The sequence below is a fragment of the Streptococcus sp. S784/96/1 genome (assembly GCF_902729355.1).
In the GTDB taxonomy this organism is placed as follows: Bacteria; Bacillota; Bacilli; order Lactobacillales; family Streptococcaceae; genus Streptococcus; species Streptococcus caledonicus.
The window spans coordinates 38002-59143 of record NZ_CACVCC010000001.1 but is presented as its reverse complement, the minus strand read 5'-3'; the positions used below and the strand labels follow the sequence as shown (position 1 = coordinate 59143).

15 protein-coding genes and 1 pseudogene are annotated in these 21142 nt (G+C 37.7%); 2 read left to right on the top strand and 14 right to left on the bottom strand.

Features of this window, described 5'->3' with window-relative positions:
• Positions 1–15: 15 nt before the first annotated feature.
• The 6 genes and pseudogenes from GZ996_RS00215 to GZ996_RS00195 form a co-directional block, all read right to left on the bottom strand.
• Entirely contained in the window at positions 16–2430 is a 2415-nt protein-coding gene (locus GZ996_RS00215) for a glycoside hydrolase family 2 TIM barrel-domain containing protein (RefSeq protein ID WP_162011036.1), read from the bottom strand.
• Positions 2431–2573: 143 nt separating this feature from the next.
• Entirely contained in the window at positions 2574–3962 is a 1389-nt protein-coding gene (locus GZ996_RS00210; RefSeq protein WP_162011035.1) for an MFS transporter, read from the bottom strand.
• 127 nt (positions 3963–4089) lie between these two features.
• On the bottom strand, positions 4090–5346 hold the full coding sequence (locus GZ996_RS00205; protein WP_338014790.1) for an alpha-L-rhamnosidase-related protein: 1257 nt from the start codon (positions 5344–5346) through the stop codon (positions 4090–4092).
• A 90-nt stretch (positions 5347–5436) separates the two neighbouring features.
• A pseudogene (locus GZ996_RS12125) lies at positions 5437–6284 on the bottom strand (family 78 glycoside hydrolase catalytic domain); the annotation flags it as partial.
• A 99-nt stretch (positions 6285–6383) separates the two neighbouring features.
• Positions 6384–7268, bottom strand: coding sequence for an MFS transporter (locus GZ996_RS00200; RefSeq protein WP_274378772.1), 885 nt, complete (start codon positions 7266–7268; stop codon positions 6384–6386).
• 6 nt (positions 7269–7274) lie between these two features.
• Positions 7275–7571: an MFS transporter gene (locus GZ996_RS00195; protein WP_162011034.1), complete on the bottom strand. Its 297-nt coding sequence runs from the start codon at positions 7569–7571 to the stop codon at positions 7275–7277.
• 136 nt (positions 7572–7707) lie between these two features.
• Here GZ996_RS00195 and GZ996_RS00190 point away from each other — a divergent pair, with 136 nt between their 5' ends.
• Entirely contained in the window at positions 7708–8658 is a 951-nt protein-coding gene (locus tag GZ996_RS00190; RefSeq protein WP_162011033.1) for a helix-turn-helix transcriptional regulator, read from the top strand.
• Between the two features lie 409 nt (positions 8659–9067).
• On the opposite strand, the gene GZ996_RS00185 is transcribed toward GZ996_RS00190, so the two are convergent.
• The 8 genes from GZ996_RS00185 to GZ996_RS00150 form a co-directional block, all read right to left on the bottom strand.
• The gene (locus GZ996_RS00185) at positions 9068–10006 is read right to left on the bottom strand and encodes an alpha/beta hydrolase (protein WP_162011032.1); all 939 of its coding nucleotides are present in this window, start codon (positions 10004–10006) and stop codon (positions 9068–9070) included.
• Between the two features lie 206 nt (positions 10007–10212).
• Entirely contained in the window at positions 10213–11130 is a 918-nt protein-coding gene (locus tag GZ996_RS00180; protein WP_162011031.1) for an ROK family protein, read from the bottom strand.
• Positions 11127–11975, bottom strand: a complete 849-nt coding sequence (locus GZ996_RS00175; protein ID WP_162011030.1) for an MBL fold metallo-hydrolase — start codon at positions 11973–11975, stop codon at positions 11127–11129. The genes GZ996_RS00180 and GZ996_RS00175 overlap by 4 nt, the downstream gene beginning before the upstream one ends.
• A gap of 9 nt (positions 11976–11984) precedes the next feature.
• A complete protein-coding gene (locus GZ996_RS00170) occupies positions 11985–14732 on the bottom strand; it encodes an alpha-L-rhamnosidase (RefSeq protein WP_162011029.1) in 2748 nt (915 codons plus the stop codon).
• A gap of 66 nt (positions 14733–14798) precedes the next feature.
• Complete coding sequence (locus tag GZ996_RS00165; protein WP_162011028.1) at positions 14799–16214, bottom strand: MFS transporter; 1416 nt, start codon at positions 16212–16214, stop codon at positions 14799–14801.
• Positions 16215–16315: 101 nt separating this feature from the next.
• Positions 16316–17488, bottom strand: a complete 1173-nt coding sequence (locus GZ996_RS00160) for a helix-turn-helix transcriptional regulator (RefSeq protein ID WP_162011027.1) — start codon at positions 17486–17488, stop codon at positions 16316–16318.
• A gap of 55 nt (positions 17489–17543) precedes the next feature.
• On the bottom strand, positions 17544–18545 hold the full coding sequence (locus GZ996_RS00155) for a helix-turn-helix domain-containing protein (RefSeq protein WP_162011026.1): 1002 nt from the start codon (positions 18543–18545) through the stop codon (positions 17544–17546).
• Between the two features lie 54 nt (positions 18546–18599).
• Positions 18600–19598: an AraC family transcriptional regulator gene (locus tag GZ996_RS00150; RefSeq protein WP_162011025.1), complete on the bottom strand. Its 999-nt coding sequence runs from the start codon at positions 19596–19598 to the stop codon at positions 18600–18602.
• Positions 19599–19673: 75 nt separating this feature from the next.
• Here GZ996_RS00150 and GZ996_RS00145 point away from each other — a divergent pair, with 75 nt between their 5' ends.
• A complete protein-coding gene (locus GZ996_RS00145) occupies positions 19674–21113 on the top strand; it encodes an MFS transporter (protein ID WP_238386365.1) in 1440 nt (479 codons plus the stop codon).
• The last annotated feature ends 29 nt before the right edge of the window (positions 21114–21142 follow it).

Genomic DNA, 21142 nt, shown 5'->3' with positions numbered 1-21142 from the left:
CCTTTTTAAATGTCTCTAAATATTAACATCAAGGTTAAGGTTCTCACCCGAAACTGTCATTTTGGCTAAATCTTCTGTTTTTTGAAGAATCGCTAGAGCTTGACCATAATAAGTTGTTGTATTTGACTCTAGGTAGTGTTCTTCTGGTTTAGGGTTTCCTGTACCAAATCCAAGTAATTTAGCGCCTTCAAGTTCAATATGCAGGTCTTGTTCAACTGACGGGATAACCATACCACTGGCATCAACTACAGAAAAACGCACATAAGTTAAATCAGCATTTTCCTCAACTTCTGCCACTAAATGAGCACTGCTCTCATCTGCTGTGCCTAAAACATGCTCTGCAATGATTTCACCATTGAGGTAGTTGACGGCTTTCAATTCTCCGGCCTGATAAATCGTTTCAAACGTGGTCAAACATCCAAGATCTTGACCAACAGATTGTTTAGCAAGTAATTCATCATTTAGGTATAGAGCTACTTCATCACCAGCCGCATAAACTTCGACGACAATAGGTTGTCCTTCGTGACCAGACCAAGTCCATGAATGAACCGCATCTGATAAAACCCATGGTGTCTTGATAAGCTTTTTACCATAGTGCTCGGGTTTTTGCACCGCAATATAAGGTTCTTTTCGCAAACCAAACACAATCTCACGATAGTAAGAGAGCGGACGGCGTTCACCTGTGATATCAATGTCTCCACAGTAGGCTAATTGACAAGGGAACTGAGCTCCAAAACCTCCTTCTCCCCAATTATAAGCAGGAACTCCGACACCAGCTTCTCCGATATAATCCCAGCCTGTCCATGTAAAGTCACCGATAACACTTGGTAGTTGCTGAATAACCTCCCAGTTTCGAGCAATCTCTGGCGGATAAGTTTCACTACCAACCATCACGCGATTAGGGTAGTTAACCGCATCCAAGGCATAACGGGCAGTCATGTAGTTATAACCTGCAATGTCGGTTGCTGCTGTAGCCCTCTCCAGATTTTCAGAAACAATAGGATGGACAACGATTTGATCCATACTGGTATCCATCATGGACATGAAGTCGTTGACATTTCCGACCACTTCCTCACCTTTAGCTTCTTTTTCAGCAACCACATCTCTCAAGATTTGAGGAATGCCATCACTAGAAGCAAAGACTCCGTTAATCCCTGCAAGAGTTGGTCGTGTAGAATCAAGAGACTTGATATGGTCATGAATATCCTTAGCTAGATGAGCTCCGTGTTTGGTAGCGATTTCAGGAATTTCATTACCAATTGAGTAAAGAATCACGCTTGGGTGATTAAAATCCGTTAAAACCATAGCTGATACATCTTTACGCCAATTTTCTTCAAAAACAAGACTATAATCAAAATCTCCCTTAAATCGCGTCCACATGTCAAATGTTTCATCCATCACATAAAGTCCCAACTCGTCACAAGCTTCTAGTAAAGCTGGGGCTGCTGGATGGTGAGCCATACGAATCGCATTGAATCCTGCTTCTTTGAGGAGACGAACACGACGTTTCTCAGCAGTTAAGTAAGTTGCTGCTCCTAAAAGGCCACTGTCATGGTGAATGCAAGCACCACGCAACTTAACAGTCTTTCCATTGATACGCAAACCACGCTTACTATCAACAGTAATTGTCCTAATACCAAAGGTTTGTTTATCACAGTCAATCAATTGATCATTTTCTGTCACATCAACTTCTAGCTGATAACGATAAGGAGAGTCAGCTGACCATAGCTGAGCTTTTTCAATAACAAGTGAGGTAACCAAATCAGAAGATTCACCAGCTTTGATAAAGTATGGACGAGAATCTTGCTGAACCAATTGCCCTTGATCATCTTTAATACGTAAAACAAGATTGAAAGTTCTTGCTCGACTGCTCTCATTCACCAGAGGAACCGTCATTTTAACCGTTGCTAAATCATCACTCACATCCATCGTTTCAACACGGCTACCGCTGGCAGCCACATGAAGTTCCTGACTGCGCAAGAGGTAAACATCACGGTAAATCCCACTTCCAGAATACCAACGGCTATTGCTCATAGCACCATTACGGACTTGAACACGGATTTCATTGTCCCCAACTTGTAAAAAATCATGGATAGGAACATAGAAAGTTGTATAACCATTGTGATGTTTACCAGCCAATTGCCCATTGACATAGACAAAGGTATTCATATAAGAACCTTCAAATTTTAACACAAGGCGTTGCTCCAAATCAGCTTCAGTAGCTTTAAAGGTTTTGACATAGACATAATTGCCACCATCTCGAAAACCAGTATTCCCACCATTGTTACTCTCTGCGTAAGGTTTCTCTTCTAGCATCGCATCATGTGGAAGTGTCACTGACTTAGCTTTTTCAGGAACATTCCAAACTAAAGCAAAAGAATCTCCGTCATTCCAAAATAACCAATTGTCGTTATAAAGTTCTTGTTTCATGTTATGTTATTACCTGATGTCAACATCACTTGGACACCCAAATGTTCACATCGTTTCCTTTCTGTTCTATTATATCTTTTTAACAAACAAACGACACCGCTGATACAAACCAACCGTGTCGTTGCCGCTATATTCAGTTGGTGTTACGCTTCGTGATTATCATCTGAATGGTCACGAATCATTGATTTCATTGTTTGAATATCATCATAATGTTTTTCAACTGGGTTAAATCGCAAACAGAACAACATGATTAGTCCTGTAATAATTGGTGCTCCAAATCTCATAAAGTTCAGAACAAATAGTGTTGCTTCATTTTGTTGCCCAACAGCACCGGCTACATAACCAACAAGACCAAGAAGGAAAAGTGGCAATGAGTTTGATACAGTGTTACCCATTTTTTGAGCAAAACCTTTAATAGAAGAAATCACGCCGTTTGCTGAAATACCTTCTGTAAATTGAACATAGTCAATCGCATCATTAACAAGAACGTTAACCAGAGCATTTTGCATAGAAGCAAGTGCTGTAGCGATAAAGGTAACAACACATAGGAAAATAAAGTTACTATTTCCAAAGAAGAATAGTAAAGCATAGCAAATTGATGAGCTAATCACTGACACTGTCAAAGCACGTTGACCAGTTTTAAAGACACGCAAGAAAATTGGAAGTAGAACAACCATTGACACCAAAGCACCCATAGATACTACAAGCATGTAAGTTTCAATAAGATCAGGACGGGCAAGATAGTACATCACATAAAAAACTGAAGTCGCAAACATTAAGCCATATCCCATAGAAGCCATAATCCACACAATGATGAATGGAGATAACTCTTTGTGCTTCAAAATGCGTTTCAAGTCCTGAGACATTGGACGGTCTGGCAGTGGTTCAATAAATTTTTCTTTAGCTGTTGCAAATAGTCCCCAGAAGGATACGCATGATAGAGCACCGAGGATAAGCATAAGCGGTACCCAACCATTTGATACTCCAAAAAGATTTCCTAAAAATCCTTTAATAGAATTTGCATAGGAAGAACCTACTGTAAACATAATGGCTGTTGCACTTGCACCATAGCCGATAACCTTATTACGAAGAGCGTCACTTTTAACATGTGCTGGTAATACTGACATTTGAGGCATGGTGTACATGGTTACTGTCATTTGATAGCCGATGTAAGCAATCAAGAAGTACCACCAGTTACCATTTTGACCAAGGCCAGGATTTTGCCAAAGCATAACAGCAAAAATAGTCAAGAAAATTGGCGCTGGAACGAAGTACGGGCGATAACGACCCCATTTGGTCTTAGTACGGTCAGCAATCAATCCCATCATTGGATCATTAACGGCATCCCAAAATGTTGAAATTGTCATCAGCAAAGCTACCGATGTCGCAGTTAAGCCAACTGTGTCAGTTAAATGAATACTAAAGTAACTTCCCAAAATAGCTGCAATCATCATGGCAGTACCACTAACCGATGTGGCATGGAAGAAGGCAAATTTACCATCTAATTTTTCTTTTGGCTGTTTATTTTCCATAAGAATATCTCCTTAATTTATTTTCTTTTGGTTTTTACAAGAATAAGTATATCAATTAGAAAACGCTTCCTCCATGTCCTAATAACACATCTTGTGTGTTCATTTCGTAGATATAAACCAAAATTGATTACCCCTTTAAAAAGCCACCTACTCGACTCAAATCAATTTCCACATCAATTTCTTTCGGAACTGTCACTACCCACTCTCTTTTCCTTTTTGAAATACAAATTTGGCCCGAAACTGATTGATAAGTCATCTCAAAATCCTCAACAATTTCCAACGATGGCTTGATTTGGATAGCTTTGTAGCCTGGTTCTAGGATTTTGAGTCCAACCGTTTCACGAATAATCCAATCCAGAACACAACCGAAAGCATAATGCTTAAAAGAGAAGGTGCCTACTGTCCCATCAGGTTGAATGCCTGCCCAAGACTCCCAGATCGTTGTAGCACCTTGGTTAATTTCATAGAACCAGGATGGACAAGCATCTTGGAAGAAGACTGTTTTTGCTAATTCTTCTTGACCATACTCACACAAGACATCCAATAGGTAGGGAACCGATAAAAATCCTGTGTCCAAGCGATTATCATTATCTTTAATCTTTTGTACAAGCTGGGCTAGTAGCTGATTTTCCAGAACTTTAGGAACCATCGTGAAAGCTAGCGCTAGGACGTAGCAACCTTGATAATCTGCAATCAATTTTCCTTCTCTGGTCACAAAATATTGGGTGAAGGCTGACTTGACTTTTTTCGCATAATCACGACAATCTGCTCCGCTTTTTCCCAAAACCTCAGAAATATCTGCCAAAAGCTCTGCCGAATGGGCAAGAAAAGCTGTCGCCACCAAATCCTTTGTAACCTCCGCTGTTCGCATGGGGGCAGGATCGGTCATCATGAAACTCGGAAACATCCAGTCACCATAGTGGAACTTGGTATCCCAAATGTAGCGAGCATCGCCTTTTTTATCACCAGCCGCACTTTTCTGCGCATAGGTAAACCATTTGAGCATAGCTTCATAATTGTCTTCAAGGACCTTTTTATCTCCGAAGCGCTCGTAAAGTGTCCAAGGCACCATGATAATAGCATCCCCCCAACCTGCGGATGAATAAGAGCCCGTGAAGGACGAATCTTTGGCATCTTTTGGTGTCGGTGAATAGTCCACAACTTCACCATTCTCATGTTGACCAATCCGAACATTTTTCAACCAGCGTTGGATAAAGGCATTAGTGTTTAAATAAAAAGTTGAAGCTGGCGCAAAAACCTGCATGTCACCAGTCCATCCGACCCGCTCCCGCTGAGGACAATCTGTCGGAATGGACAACATATTGCCCTTTTGACTCCACAGGATATTAGAAAGAAGTTGGTTAACCCTATCATCACTGGTCATTAGCTTTCCTGTTACTGGCATATCTGAGTAAATAGCAACTGCGACTATATCAGCTAAGTCCAGCTCATTTATCCCTGAAATTTTCACATAACGAAAACCGTGGAAAGTGAAATCAGGCTCTAAACACTCTACCTGCCCACGCCCTATAAAAATGTCTGTGGCATCCTTATTTCTGCCCACAATATTTTTAAAGAATAGTCCGCTTTCATTCAAAGCTTCTGCGTGCTCAAGGCTAATTTCTTGACCTTCTGCCAAGTAAGTTTTCAATCGGACACGACCAGCAATGACTTGACCAAAATCAACGATTAAATGATTTCCTTCTCTCCAGATTTTTTGCGCTGAAAGACTTTCTTTACGAAAGACTACAGGACCTTCTTGTTCAGTTAATCGAGCATAGTCAGCTCTAATTTCAAAAACCGTTTCATCTAAATCTTGAAAATTCGTCTTCCAATTATTGTCCAAACGCAAATCCTGTTTCTCTCCGATTTGAATATCAGCATAAACATGTTTACCAGTTCCTGAGCTAAAGGATTCATCCGTGCCTATAGTCAACCTCTCTCCATCCTGATAGGTCACCTCTAAGTCAGCTAATAGCGCTAATTGATTGCCAAATTGAGCACTTCCTCCCTGAACACTGATGCGCCAGCATACCAACCATCAGCCACTTCAATAGCTAATATATTTTCCCCTACTTGTAATAAGTCTCTTACTTCATAAGTTTGGTACATCAGAAAATCCTGATACTCCGTATAATCTGGTGTAAAAATAGCCTCTGTTACCTTATGACCATTAAGATAGGCTTGATAGATTCCTTGACTTGTTATCACTAACTTTGCATTTTTTATTTTTTTATTAAGTTGAAATCTCTTTTTAAAATAAACTGTCGGATGTAACCTTTTTTCAACAGGCTCCTGTGGACGTAACTTCCCAGAAAACATCTCCTCTAATGTAAATTCTGGTTCTTCTGATACACGCGCATGTTCTGCTGAAATCCAATGACCTGTCCATTTTGACTCTTGATTTTTCATTTTTCCACCTTATTTATTATTCTGTAAAAGAGCACCGCTCTCAGCTTTTTTTCCAAACTTTATCGTAAATAATACAATTCCTACAATTAACGTGAGCATTGAACCAAATAATAAACTTGGTAAACCCGTAAGTACCCCTAAACCACTAATAATTTTAGGAGCTAAAACACCTGCTAGCCCATTAATAAAAGCAAAAATTGTCATAACAATAGGAATATCTTGAGGCTTAGACAACATTGATAAAAGAAATGGTGAGCTTTCCATAACCGCTACCATACCAATGCCTGAAAGAATAGCTACTAAAATTAAGAGAAACATATTATTTGAAACATAAGTTAACCCCAAAGCTAAAGATTCACATATAAAGCCAAAAGCAAGGGTATTTGGTTTTGTCCATTTACGAATAAAAGAAAATCCAAATCCAGCTATGATTCCTCCCACACTTCCAATGGCGTTCACTAGACCTGTCACAGCTGTATCTCCGATACCTTGACTATAAATTACTAAGGATAAATTTATCATGTAGGCATTAATAGCTAAAACCATTGCAAAAATTGCTAAATAAACAATTACAGTATAAGGATTTATTTCTCTGATCATTATCACAAAAGAGCTCTGTTTCTTTGCAAACTGTTTTTGATTTTCTTCTACCTTATCCATTGGTAGGCAAATAAGGATGATGAAAAAAACTATTATACCCATACCATAAACCCAATAAAGTTTTCGCCAGTCGGACATGCCAAGTAGTCCTCCCAACGCCATTAAAACCATCCCTCCTAAAGAAGTGACGCCAGTACTCATTCCTAATACACTTGAACGTTCCTCACCGTCAAAGTATTCTGAAACCAACATGGGATTAATTGTTGTGACAAAACCAAGCCCTGCCCCTAATATTATAGATCAAAGCATCATAACAGTAATAGAACTATTAGAAAAAGAAGACAATAAACCGCCAAGGGTAATCAAAGCTATCCCTAGTAAGGACAAAGTCTTTTTAGAAATTTTCAGCGCCAATTGACCTGCAATAAGCGTAATAAGAAGAGACCCAAGTCCAGGTAAAGTCGTCAGTAATTGTACCGTAGAAATGGGAAGATCTGGAAAAGACTGTCCAATGGCAGCAATTGCAGAGCCAACAACGACCCCAGATAGGTTCATTGATACCATGCTGACAACACCAATTTTTGTTTTGAGATTCATCTTTTATTCTCCTATTAAAAATTAATCATTATAGATAAAGGCCTTATTCCATACTGTTATTCTATCCAAAATCCCTGCCCTATCCAATGCTTGTATTTGACTAAAAACTGTGATAATATGACCTAAAGGAGAAAATATGCTCTCAAAAAATCTTCTCAATAAGCTGCCATCTTTTGGAAATACCTTAGAAGCTATTACAAAATCTGAACTCTATACCTATCATGAAGATGATTTTATGCCCTTTAGCAAGATAAATGAACGGGCAAATAAAATCACCATGGCAGAAATCCTAGACGGTATCAACCTTGATGCTAATCAGCACATCGGTATGGTCTACAACAAACTGGATTTTCCTACTCGCCTACACTACCATGATTATGTTGAACTGAGCTTCTTGGTCTCAGGACGTCTGGTTCACATTATCAACAAACAACCTTTTGTCCTAACTCCAGGTCAGATGGCAATCATTCCTGAAGAGACAAGGCACCTACTTGCCCCTATTGAAGAGGAAAAACCTGAAATTATAGACATCCTCATTCATTCCAATCTCGCTAAACTGATACTGGATTACAATCCAAATCAGCATCTCCTAACGGAAATCCGAATTCTCAACCTAACTTCTTCTCAGCTAAAACAACTAGAGACCTTTTTATCAGCTTTTATCAGCCATCTTCACAAGACTGATTTAGCTATTATCGGCCAATTTTTACAAGTCATTCACTCTTTTTCTCTTCAGAAATCCTTTGTTTTAAAGAAAAAGCTGAGCTCTTTAACTGAAAAATGTCTGAAACTTATCCAAGAAAACCCTCAACTAATCAGTCAAAAAAACTTGGCTAAGCAACTCAATTACAGCGCCAGCTATTTATCCAGAACCATCAAAAATGAAACCGGAAAAACCATCGCCGAGCATATCGTTGACAGCAAGCTTGCCCTATCCCAAGACTACCTTGCCAATACAACGATACCTATCAATGATATCGCCACCCTTATTGGATATGAAAGTTCCAGTCATTTCTATCAACGATTCAAGGAAAAGTATCTCATCACCCCAAAACATTACCGAAATTTGATGCAACAAGATGTCTAAAAAGCATCAAGCGAGTCATATATGCTTGATGCTTTTTCATATTCTCTACTCAAACTCATCCAACGTCCATTCATCGCGCCAATCAATATAGACACATTCTCCTTCAAAACGAATTGGTAGCCAGACGTAATCTGCAATCGCTGTATTTTCAACGGAACACTACTTCTATAACTTTTTCAAAAAAGAAACAGGTTTCTCCCCAAAACAGTATCGATTAAAGCATCAAGAAAGCAAAAATAATTTTTGAGCCTTAACAAGGAATCTAGGAGACTAGGCAAAAAAACTTAAAACAGTAAATGGCTTAGATTAACGTCGTTAAGAAACGTTGATTCTAAGCCATTTTATATTTGTTCTATTTTTTAAGAATAGTTGAAATCTAAGTCTCTTACTACCCTATTTTTGAGGATTCCTATGCCCATCTACTTTTTTCTTCTAACGGTAAAGCAAAACGTTTTTGGAGCCAGATATCGGCTGAAGTAATCCATTCTGCTGCTATCGAATTGAGCTCTGTCTTTGCTTTAGCAGTTGCCTGAGTTGCTAAGGCTAAGCCATGGTTCCCTTCCTCATAAATATGAACCTCAAACGGGACACCGGCATCAGCTAAGGCAGTTGCCATACGAGTCGTATGTCCTACTGGCACCAAACGATCTCCTGCCGTTGCCCAAAGAAAGGTCGGTGGGGTTGTTTGAGTAACGAGACGATTTGGGCTCAGATTAGCCAACTCCTCTTCTGTCGGCTCTTCCTTTCCAAAAAGGGACAAATTCCCAATCCTAAATAGATTTTTAGCCATATCATCTTGTGTCTTTAAGAATTCTTTCATATAAACGTAGTCTGACAGCGGATAACCTGCAATGACTGCTGCTGGCTTAACTTTTTCTGAGTCAAATACATCTGTAATGACTGCTTTATCATAATGCACAGCATAATTTAGGACATTGTGCCCACCTGCAGAAAAACCACAGATAGCAATTTTATCAGTATCAACCAGCCATTCATCGGCATGGTCATGAATCGTTACAAAAGCTTTGGCGATATCTCTAATCGCCGCGGGATAAATAGAATAATCACGTTTTTCTAAGTGTTTCCCTTCAAATACCACGCTAAAATCATCTGATTCTGTCATGAAAACATTGTAACGAAGAACAAAAGCATGGTACCCCATTGCAGCAAAACGAAGAGCTACTGGCTCCCCTTCACGATCAGAACAATTGAGGTAAGCACCTCCTGGACAAATGATAATCGCTGGACGTTTCTTCCCATTCAACAATTCCACAGAATCATCCAAGATATAGGTGGTTAGTGTAACATTAGGGTTATTGTCATCTAATTGAATTTTTTTAACAAGCATTGTGACACCTCCTTTCTCTAAATTATAAAACTTTGTAAGCCTTTTCTCTATGGCTATTTTACAGAAATATACTGTCTTTTTCACAGAAAAATTTTAAGAGAAGTTTATAAAAGTCTAATATTAGCTGCTTAGTGATATTTTAATTTTAATCGCTAACTTGACCTAATATTTAACAGTCAAACCGTAAAAAAATGAAGCCGAAATATTTACTTTCTAGCTTCATCATTGTTATAATTTCCCGTTAACCTTTGATAATGAAATAAAGCTCCAATTAAATTAGCATCGTTATGAAATTGACAATTAACAATTTCAGGTTTAGCAACAGAAAACGGGTAGTTTTTTATCAATTTACTAACTTCTTCATTGATAAAATCAAGTAAAAGTGGCTGTTCACTGACACCCCCTCCAATGGCAATGCGTTCTGGATTAATAACAAAATGTAAATTGACGATTTGGGTAGCCAATAAATGGGCATAATCTCGTAAACAGTCTAAGATATTCTCGTCACCTTTATTAGCCCACTTAAAAATAAGTTCTCCGGTTACCTGCTCAGGGACTAAATTTTTTCGTTTTGCACAAGCCTCAATTAGTGCAGGTAAACCACCATTTATAGCAAAGTTTTTTTCCAAATTTAAACTGTCAGAACTGTCTGTTAAAATATAAGAAAATTCTCCTGCAAGCAAGTTCTTTCCTTTGACTATTTTTCTATCTATAATGATTGCCCCACCAACTGCCGTTCCAATAATCATAGCAATAGCATTTTGACAATCGCTAAAACTTCCTTTCCATAATTCAGCTAAAGCAGCACATTTAGCATCATTTTCTATCGTTACGGGTACTTGACAGCACTCACTTAAAAGAGCTACTATTGGTAGATTTTTGATAAAGTCCAGAGAGCCACCATTGTACATAACCCCGCGATCACTATCAATAACACCTGCACTAGCAATAGCAATCCCATCTATATTAGGATAGTTGAGATATAAGTTATATAGACTGCTAACAAACGCTGAGCTACCTTCCTTGACAGTTGTAATCTTACCTTTGTCAATAAAGTTCCCTGCCGCATCCATTATGGCATATTTAGTAAAAGTGCCACCAACATCAATAACAAGATAGGTCATTTAAAATCCTCCTTAGCAAAGATTTTATCTTTACGATAAATTAGATTCCCATCTTTTCCATCCGTGCGGTGAAAGGTTTTGTCACATTCTTTTGCAATAACAGCATCCATCCCCATGAAGTGAAAGGGGAGATCATCAGCAGTATCATCCATGATATCTTGGCAAACATCGATCATATTGGACATAATATTGATGTCCACCTGCATTTCATGATGACTGATAAATATTTTTTTGAAGCGTCCTTTGAATAATAGCTGCGCTTTACAAACAGCCTTTTGGTAAGTTTCAACAGGCACAGTATCGTCATCAAAAAGAAAAGTAGAATTGTTACAGGCATCGCCTAAAATGAGTATCTCTTCTTCCTCAATTAAGAAAGCCATCATTCCTGGCGTATGACCTGGAAAAGCATAAGCAGAAACCCTAATTCCTCCTAAATCAAAAGTTTGACCATCTTCCAAGTCCTTAAACAAATAATCTGGAGCAGCATCCACTAGTGTATGCTCAAACATTTGTGCTAACTCGTCACCTAATCCTGCTATTAAATAACCCATGCGTTCCTCTTTTGAACATTGGCGCTGATAAATCGGAATGTCCGTTGGATTCAGATAGACATTTTCAAACTCGGGCGCCCCCATAGCATGATCAATATGCCCATGAGTTAAAGCAACAGTAATAGGTAAATCAGTGAGATTTTCGACAAACTTCCGCAGGTTTCCAACACCAACACAAGTATCTATTAAGAGAGCGCAACTATCTCCCAATATAAGATAAACAAACTCTCCATTAAGACTTTTGATGGCTAAAAGTCGCTCACTAACTGGCTCAACATGGTAGAATGCTTCCATAATAGTCTCCTATTCTACTTCAATCGCTAAAATAGCATCACTTAAATGTTTAACTTCTTCAAAGGTAAAGCCCATGTAGTCTTTACTTGGAAGGGTCTCCAAGGTTTCATATAAAAAGTCCGTATTCCCTGTACGTAAATAATAATCAAGTAGTGGTGAGACCGTTTCAACAGCCGTCTTACCTTGAGGATTTTTTAACCAATCCTTAACAATACTTGATGTTGTAAAGACTCTGCGGAGATTTTGTTTAGGTTCATAAATCCATTCGTAATGACCGGTTTCAAGAATCCCTATCTCTTTACCTTGGTAAAATGGCAGTGTGACCTTTGCTTGAGCATTAAATGGTATATCAAGGGTCACTTGAAGCCTACCATCTGCTAAAATTTCCCAGCTCGAATGATATGGCCCATATGGTGAGTCAAAATCAGCTATAATATATCCTAGTTTAGAACTTACCTGAGGAGCAAAATCAATTACTTTAAAACCCGGTTTTACAGATTTAAAACCTGCTACATTTCGATATAAAAATTCCACAACAGCTCCGTAAGCATAATGATTCAACGAATTCATCATTTTACCACTCAACCTACCATTATCAAGAACCGAGTTCCATCGCTCCCAAATTGTCGTTGCACCAAGGTCAATGCAATGCATCCATCCTGGAAATTCCGACTGGGTAAGGAAGTAAAACGCTTCATCTTCCATACCATTCTCGGCAAAGACCTTACACATCAACGGGGCACCTACAAAGCCACCAGTCAATTTGTAACAGTCTTTGTAAAGTCGAGTTTTCAAGTCTTCAACCAAGCGATTTTTATTTTTATAAATTCCTGTATGAAGAGCCACAATATAGGCTGTTTGAGTATCAAAAACCAAACGTCCACTAGATGAAAAGTATTCGGATAATATCGCTTGAAAAATCTTATCGTACAAATCTTCATAAATTTTAGCATCATCTTTGTATCCCAAAAACTCAGCAGCTTTTGCGGTCATTTTAACAGAGTTAGCATAATAACAAGATCCAATAAAATAAGCGTCTGTCCCACCTTCCATACTCTGCGGAGTACGACCATCTAGAGCCAGCCAATCTCCCAATTGATTTCCAAAATCATAAAGATAACGCTGACCACGTTTGATGTCTTCACGTGTTATTTTATCAACCCAATCTTTCATCATAGGATAGTTAGCCTTCAACGCTTCAATATCGCCAAAATATTCCATCATGACAGTTGGTACAATCGTTGCAAAATCTCCCCAAACACTTGAGAAAATCTCCCTTCCTGGTTCAAAAACAGGAATCACACCAGGAAGAATCCCATCATATTTGACTTGTTCTGTCCGCAAATCGTGAATAAATTTTTGATAAAAAGCCGCAGTATCCATATTATAACTAGCCGTAGCAGCAAAGACTTGTGCGTCTCCAGTCCAGCCTAAGCGTTCATCTCGCTGCGGACAATCTGTTGGAAAATCAATAAAATTAGATTTTTGTCCCCAAAGGGTATTCGAAAAAAGCTGATTAACACCTGTATGGCCAGTTCTGATAGATCCTGTTTGCTTCATTTCAGAATAAAGAGCAACTCCTGTAAAATCACTGGGGTTCACTTTGCCACTCCACCCCGTAAGACGAACATATCTAAAACCAAAATAAGTAAATCGCGGTTTGATGATGCGCTCTTTACCATCTGAAATAAAACTAAATTCAGAACGTGCTGATCGGTAGTTATCTCTATTGAATTGACCATCTTGTAGAATCTCACAAAATTCCAAAAGAATACGATTATTTAAAGGCTGTGCAGACTTTACTTCAACATATCCCGCAAAATTTTGACCAAAATCAAGCACCGTTTCACCAGTTGATGTCATAATGACTTCTTTGACAGTTAAACGCTCCATCTCTTTCACTGGTAAACTATAACGCGGCAATAACTTTCCTTCTTGCCTTGTGAGCTTCACGGGTTTTAAATGATAATCATCATTTGTGAAATCAATTTCTTCCCCATCGTAAATATCACTTAGTTTAGTCTCACTAATACGATAATTCCAGCTCTCATCTGTAACCAAAACTTGCTTAGATCCATCTGCTAGTTCTATATGGAGCTCTGCTATTGCCTTAAACTCCGAACCAAAGTTTTCTTTTTGGCCATTAAGCCCAAAGCGTCCTTTGTACCAACCATTCCCTAGGGCAATTTCCAAAAGATTTGACTGTTCAATAGCTTTGGTAACATCGAAAGTAAGAAACTGTACCTCATCAGGATAGCGACTATAGTAAGGTGTTAGGACTTCATCCCCAATCTTTTGGCCGTTAAGACTGGCTTCAAAAAGCCCAAGTCCAGATATATAGAGACGTGCCGATTTGACTTCACCATTTAAATCAAACGACTTTTGCAGGGAAATGTGAGTCTCCTTGTCCTCCCGACCCGTAATCCATTGCCCTTGCCATTTATTGTTTTTAGGAGTTTCAAAAAATGCTGGTGCTGACATGGTTGTATTTCCACAGTTATCTGTTACCGTGACACGGACAAAATAGCGTGTTTCTGGCTGTGCACTAAAAGCTAATGTTGTCCCCGTTTGCAATAGCTCAGTTCCGCTTTTTTTATAGAGAATTTCTGAAAAATCTTTTGACAGGGCAATCTCAATCTTTACATGTGCCTGTTTTGTGCCGACACTCTCTATGACTTTCCAAGCAACACGAATTGTCGAAAAATCAAATCCAATCGGATTATACATCCCGTTAACCTTGACTTCTACTACTTCCATTGTAAACTCTTTTCTCCTATTTCTAAACCAATGAAGTGACAGATTGAACATCTGTCACTTCCCATCTTAATTGACTAGACCTTTTTCTTCTTTAAGAGCTCTCAAGTCTTTTTCAAGATTGAAGAAAACCGCCATCATAACAAATACTACTGCTGTCATTGCCATTGGAATATAGTTATACATCATACGAATGGCTGTGATGACTGTTTCAGGCTGAGCAATACCTTGAGTATCTAGTGCTGGATTAAATCCTGCACCGGACATAACCCATCCAAAAATAGCTTGTCCAAGACCTAGGCCAATTTTCTGCGCAGCAGATACTCCTGCATTTCCAAGTCCGACAGTGTTAATTCCAGACTTCAATTGACCATAAAGAATAGTATCTGCAACAAGTCCCATAGCCATTCCGCCAGACATTCCTAAGCCCATACCTTTAAGGGCATTGAAGAAAATCATGAGAGACTTATTTGATTCAACAAGGCTAAACCCAAAGAAGCCAAGTGTCAATAGGAGCATACCAATAGCAAAAATTGGTCGTTTCCCAAACTTCTTCATAAAGAATGGTGTTGCAAACATAATCGCAAATTGAGCAATAGAAATAGCATTATTCATCCAACTAATTTGTCCCATATCACCAAAGACATAGATAGCATAGTAGACACCGCCAATTGAATAAAAGATAATGACAAAGAAAACTACTAGCATGGTAAAGAACATCATTACCCAATATTTATTCCTCAAAAGTGCTCGTATAGCATCTTTAATAGGAACCTTATCCTCTTCCTTATCAGCAACTTCTGATGGGTTATCTGTAATACGTTCTTTTGTTGCCACTACCGTAATAAAGTTCGCAATGACCATCAAAACCATAATACTAGCTATTGCTAAAGTAAATGATTGTTGTGTCATGTACGTCTCAGCGCTACTAGAAAATCGTGTTAATAAAATTGTAAATATAGAATTGATAAAGACATTTCCTAAAGTTTGAAAAATCTGCTGAATATTTCCTAAAAATCCACGTTCATAGGCATTTCTAGTCAAGAGTGAAATTAATGAGTAATACGGCACCTGAATCGCTGTTAAAAATACCGTATTTACCAAATTATACATCACAAAGACATAGACATATTTCATTACTGTGGGGAAGCCAGAGGGAACAAAAAACAGCAAAATTGTCGAAATAGCAAATGGAATTGTCATCCGAAGTAACCAAGGACGAGCTTTCCCTAATTTAGACTTAGTATTGTCCACCATCCGTCCAACAATCAAATCTGACACACCATCAAATAACTTTGAGACTGCAATTAACGTTGAAATAACTGCAGCATCTAATAGGGCTACATTGGTAAAATATACGGTCAAAAACGTTCCAATGATACCATTAACCATATTCCAGCCAAAAGCACCAGAGGCGTAACCAATTCGTTCTCCCCATCCAAGAACCTTATCAGGGTCATTATGCTTTGTTGCAAAAGAAAACATATTTCTTCCTCACATCCATTTAGTTTAGTTATGGTTATATAATAGCGTTTACAACTTTATTTTTGTATCCTTTTTACGTTTTTTTTATCCTTATTCAGTCGTTAATCCACTACCTGATATAAATGTCGATATTCTTTTGGTGTCATATGGTAATACGATTTGAAATACCTTCCAAAATAGCTCTGCGATGGAAAATTAACATATTCAGAAATAGCAGACAAACTTTCCGTTGAATAGCGAAGTAAATTTGCTGCATACTCCAATCGAACTTGTGTCACATAATTCTGGAAAGATAGACCAACTTCTTTTTTAAAGAGTTTTGAAAAATAAGAGGGACTAAGTCCTACATAATCTGCTACATCCTCCAAATATATTTTCTCTCGATAATGTTTATCAATGTAAGCTGTACTTGCCCTAACATAACTCGATTGTGTTTGAATTCTTTGGTTTTCATGAACATTTTCAACCAAATCAGTAACCGCACGATTTCGAATAGCAATCAACTGAGCAGTTGTTTGTTTATTATCACATTGTTGAATATAAGTATCACTTATTTTGTAAGCTACTGCTGGAGATAAACCACCATCAATAGCAGCACGGGTAGATAAAGTGATGGCGACAATTGTTAAATTTCGCCAATGCGTAACTTCTCGATGAGATAGTCGACCAATTGATTTATCCATAGCTTCTTGATAGGCAAGAGCCTCTCCAACAGCTCCCCTTTTAACATACTCTAACAAACGTCGCTCCTCCTGATAGGTATGATGAGCTTGAATGAGCTCCTCTTCACGGATATTATCAATCGGAATTTCCAAAGACTTACCAAGCATACCTGAAAGATGTGGATTCTTTTGTAACAAGTAATGTTTTTCAAAAAATTTTCCTGTAATCATTTTAACAATCAATCCTGTAATATTTAAGACATCTTCTAAGTTAAAATATCTCGTGTAAAATTCTGTAACTGGTAAGCCATAAAAAGAGAAATAAGCTTTTAAGGTATCTTCTGAAAAATTAGTAAGACTGATGGGCCCCAGCAAATAACAAACATTCTTATCAAAAAACATTACATAATAAACTCCAAATTCATCTTGATAAATAATAGGTGATTGACAAGAAGATTTACTTACAATCTCTTTTAACGCTCCTTGGACCTGACTACTCATCAATAACTCAGTCCCTGGGAATCGATTATAGGACCATGTTTTATATTCCTCTACTACCAATAAATCAATTTGCAAAACCTGCAATAAACTTTTTATTTCTTGATGCTCCATGACTTCTCCCATAATGTTAATCTAATCTTTACACCATCTTTTGATTTGATCACCGTCATTTCCCTTTACCGCTATTACGATACTCAGCTGGCGACATGCCTAAGATTTTCTTAAATATTTTGTAAAAATAAGATGGGTTTTCATAGCCAACTTTAGCTGCAATTTTTTCAATTGGTGCATTGGTATATAAGAGATAATCCGCAGCAGCATTGACACGCTGTAAGTGAAGTAATTTAATAAAAGACTTACCTGTATGTTTTTTCAAGTAGGAGGACAAATAATTCGGGTTAAAACCAAAATATTCTCCCATCTCATCTAAGGTAGTAGAAGCATAGTGTTTTTCAATATAGAGAAGCAATGACATTAAGGTTGATTCATTTTTACGACTGCTGACCATTGCTGTTTCTTCTTTTATAGATAAGCGTAATAATTTTGCAAATAAGACAAGGAGTTCGTATCGAATAATAGAACTTGATTGACCATCTGTAATTCGATAATATTCATAAACAATATTATTAATCGTATGTAAAACACCGTCCTCGGGTTTGGTATGAAAAACAGTATAGATTCCCTCATCATCACTCGTTTCTTGCGGTGTAAAAAAAAGAAGATCTGCTAAGTAGCTACTGGCGCCACTTCTTCTCAAAAAATCTAAATCTGTATGTGAAAATGCAGTAGGTTTCAGTGCAATATTTAATGCTAAATCATCTGCTCCAGTTTTTAAATTTTGGTGAATAGTATTAGGACCAACAATAAAAATATCTCCTTTGGTTAGGTGGATGTGCTCTTTTTCCGTTATAATCTCTAAGTTTCCTCTAATAGGAATAATCATCTCTACATGATTATGATAATGAAACGGAACAAAGGAGTCTACAGGATTTACTGATAAAGCAATTGGTTGCGGATTAACATCTAAGGAATCATCTAAGTTATGAAAAAACTCATAAACAGGTTGTCCTTCAAAGGTTTTTGCTGGAATAGGATGCATTGTTGAAACAATAGTTTCCCAATCTCTTTTTTCCCGATATTTAACTAAAAGATCAAATATATCAAACATTATTAACTTCCTTATTCTTATCCTTCATTTATAATAAAAATTTTCCTGTCTAGATTAAACATTATTTTTCCGATAAGCACTTGGGGTGCAACCGTATCGTTTTTTAAACTGCCGAAAAAAATAACTAGTCGTGTTAAATCCTGATTCAAGTGCAATATTATCAATAGAAAGTTCCGTATTCGATAGTAAATCACATGCGATTAACAGCCGTTTTTCTAACAAGATTTCTTGAAAATTCTTACCCGTATGCTTTTTTAACATATTGCTCATATAGTTACTATTATAGCCAAAATACTGAGCTAAATCCGAAATTTTTAACCCTTGATAGTGAGAATCAATATAATCTAAAACTTTAGCATAATCAAATCGCTGTGACGTATGGTGAGCAAACGTTTCATCACGGTAGATACGAAATAACTCCATAAAAATTAATTGCAAATAATGAGATAAGAAGGTTTCTCGTTGACTTTGATATGACCAATATTCAGATAAAAGCATCTGCATTTGCAAGTGAATGCGACTATTGCTACTTGTATCAAAAATCATGTATCTATCATGTCTAGCCTGCTTATCAAAAGCTGTCATCAAAAAAGAGGTAGCTAGACTCGTATCATTTTGCAAGCGTAGAAGAAATAGTGAAGAAAATGTCTCTTCATTAATCAAAACATTAATAAGAATATCCTCCTCACCCAGTGGTTCAATCGAGTGTGGGACATCCCTATCTAGAACACAAAGGCTACCTTGAGGCAAATCTATTTCTTCTCCGTTGATTTTTTGCCTACACTGTCCAGCATAAACATAAATGATCTCAATAAAGTCATGTAAGTGTTCAATCATTGGAGCAAATCTGTTATGACGGCTGATGAATACATTTTGCCCCTCCTTGAAAAAAGCATTTTTAGGGAAGCGTATAATATTAAACAAGGGATCTAAATACAGTTTTTCTGTTTCATTCAACATAGGAAAATCATTTATAGATTTCCCAGATTCCTTTTGTTTTTGTTCAATAACATTAATATGGTGTAAATAAGTTTCTAACTCTCTGAGATTCATAACAACCTCCTATATGTAGATAGTTCATTATAAACTAATTTTTGTGCATTGTAAATTTTTGAGGAAGATACTAAAATGAAAAGAAATAAAACGCTTACAGATATCTATAGATATCTAGAAAGGAATTATATGTCTCAACAAAATGCAACTAAAGTACCTTTAAGCGAAAAGATTACATTTGGTTTTGGTAATCTTGCTGCTAACCTAATGATTACAACCGCCAATGGTTTTATTACCTATTTCTATACTGATGTCATTGGATTAACAATGACTGTAGTAGGTTCCATACTCCTATTTGCTCGTGTTTTTGACGGGGTATCCGACTTAATCATGGGGGCCGTTGTAGATAGAACGTCAACAGTAACTGGTAAAGCGAGACCATGGATTAAACGAATGATTCTTCCTTATGCACTAGCTCTTATTTTACTATTTACATCTCCTTCTTTTCTCCCAGAAAGTATGAAAGCCATTTATGCTTTTGCAACTTACGTTATTTCTCTAGCAGGAGTTTATACGATGACAATGGTTCCTTATAACACATTGCTTGGAACGACTTCATCTGATTCAAAAGAGCGTGGCTATCTTTCAACTTCTCGAACCATTTTTGGTTTCGCTGGAGCCTTCTTAGTTAACGGAGCTGTCCTACAAATTGTAAACTTCTTTGGTGAAGTAACTTCCGCTTCATCTTGGACTAAAATGGCTGCAGTATTCGCTCTCTTTTCAGTGATTCTGCTCTTTATTCTGCATCAAAATTCTAAGGAACGTGTCCTTGAAAATAGTGAAGCTCTCAGTGCCGATCAGGCACAAAAGGTCTCCACAGCTGATAACATTAAAGCCCTTTTCCAAAATAAATATTGGATTATCTTAATTTTAACAATGTTAATTAGCTTTATCAGCTCTGGACTTGGAGGCATCAATATCTACTACACTCAATATGTTCTTGGTGATGTTAGCAAGGTTGCCTTGCTTGGTATGCTCTCCTTTGCACCGATTCTTGTAGGTAGTTTAGTTGTCCCATTCTTGATGGCCAAACTATCTAAGAGATCTGTGATGATTTTGGGAAATATTATCATGCTAATTGGTACTATTCTCCTTGCACTTTTCCCTACCGATTTCACTTTAGTTATTGTAGGACTTGTCATTCGTGGTTTAGGTATCGCCCCTGGTGCCGTGGCTGGATTTGCCATGCTTGGGGATGTAGCCGACTATGGTGAATGGAAAACAGGTATCCGTTCTGACGGCCTCATTTTCTCAGCAGCAACATTTGGTGAAAAAGTTGGTTCAGGACTTGGTGGGCTTATCCTTGGACTGGTCATGGCATCTGGTGGCTATGTCGCAGGAGCAGCAACTCAATCAGCAACAACACTCTTTGCTATTAAAGCCGTCTTTGCTTATATTCCGATACTTTTAGCCGTTATTTCAATTATCCTATTGTTCTTCTATGATTTGGATAAGAAACTCCCTCAAATTGTCAAAGATATTCAAGCACGCGCTAAAGGTGTTAACGAAAATTAATACTTACTCTAGGGAGAGGAGCATTGCTC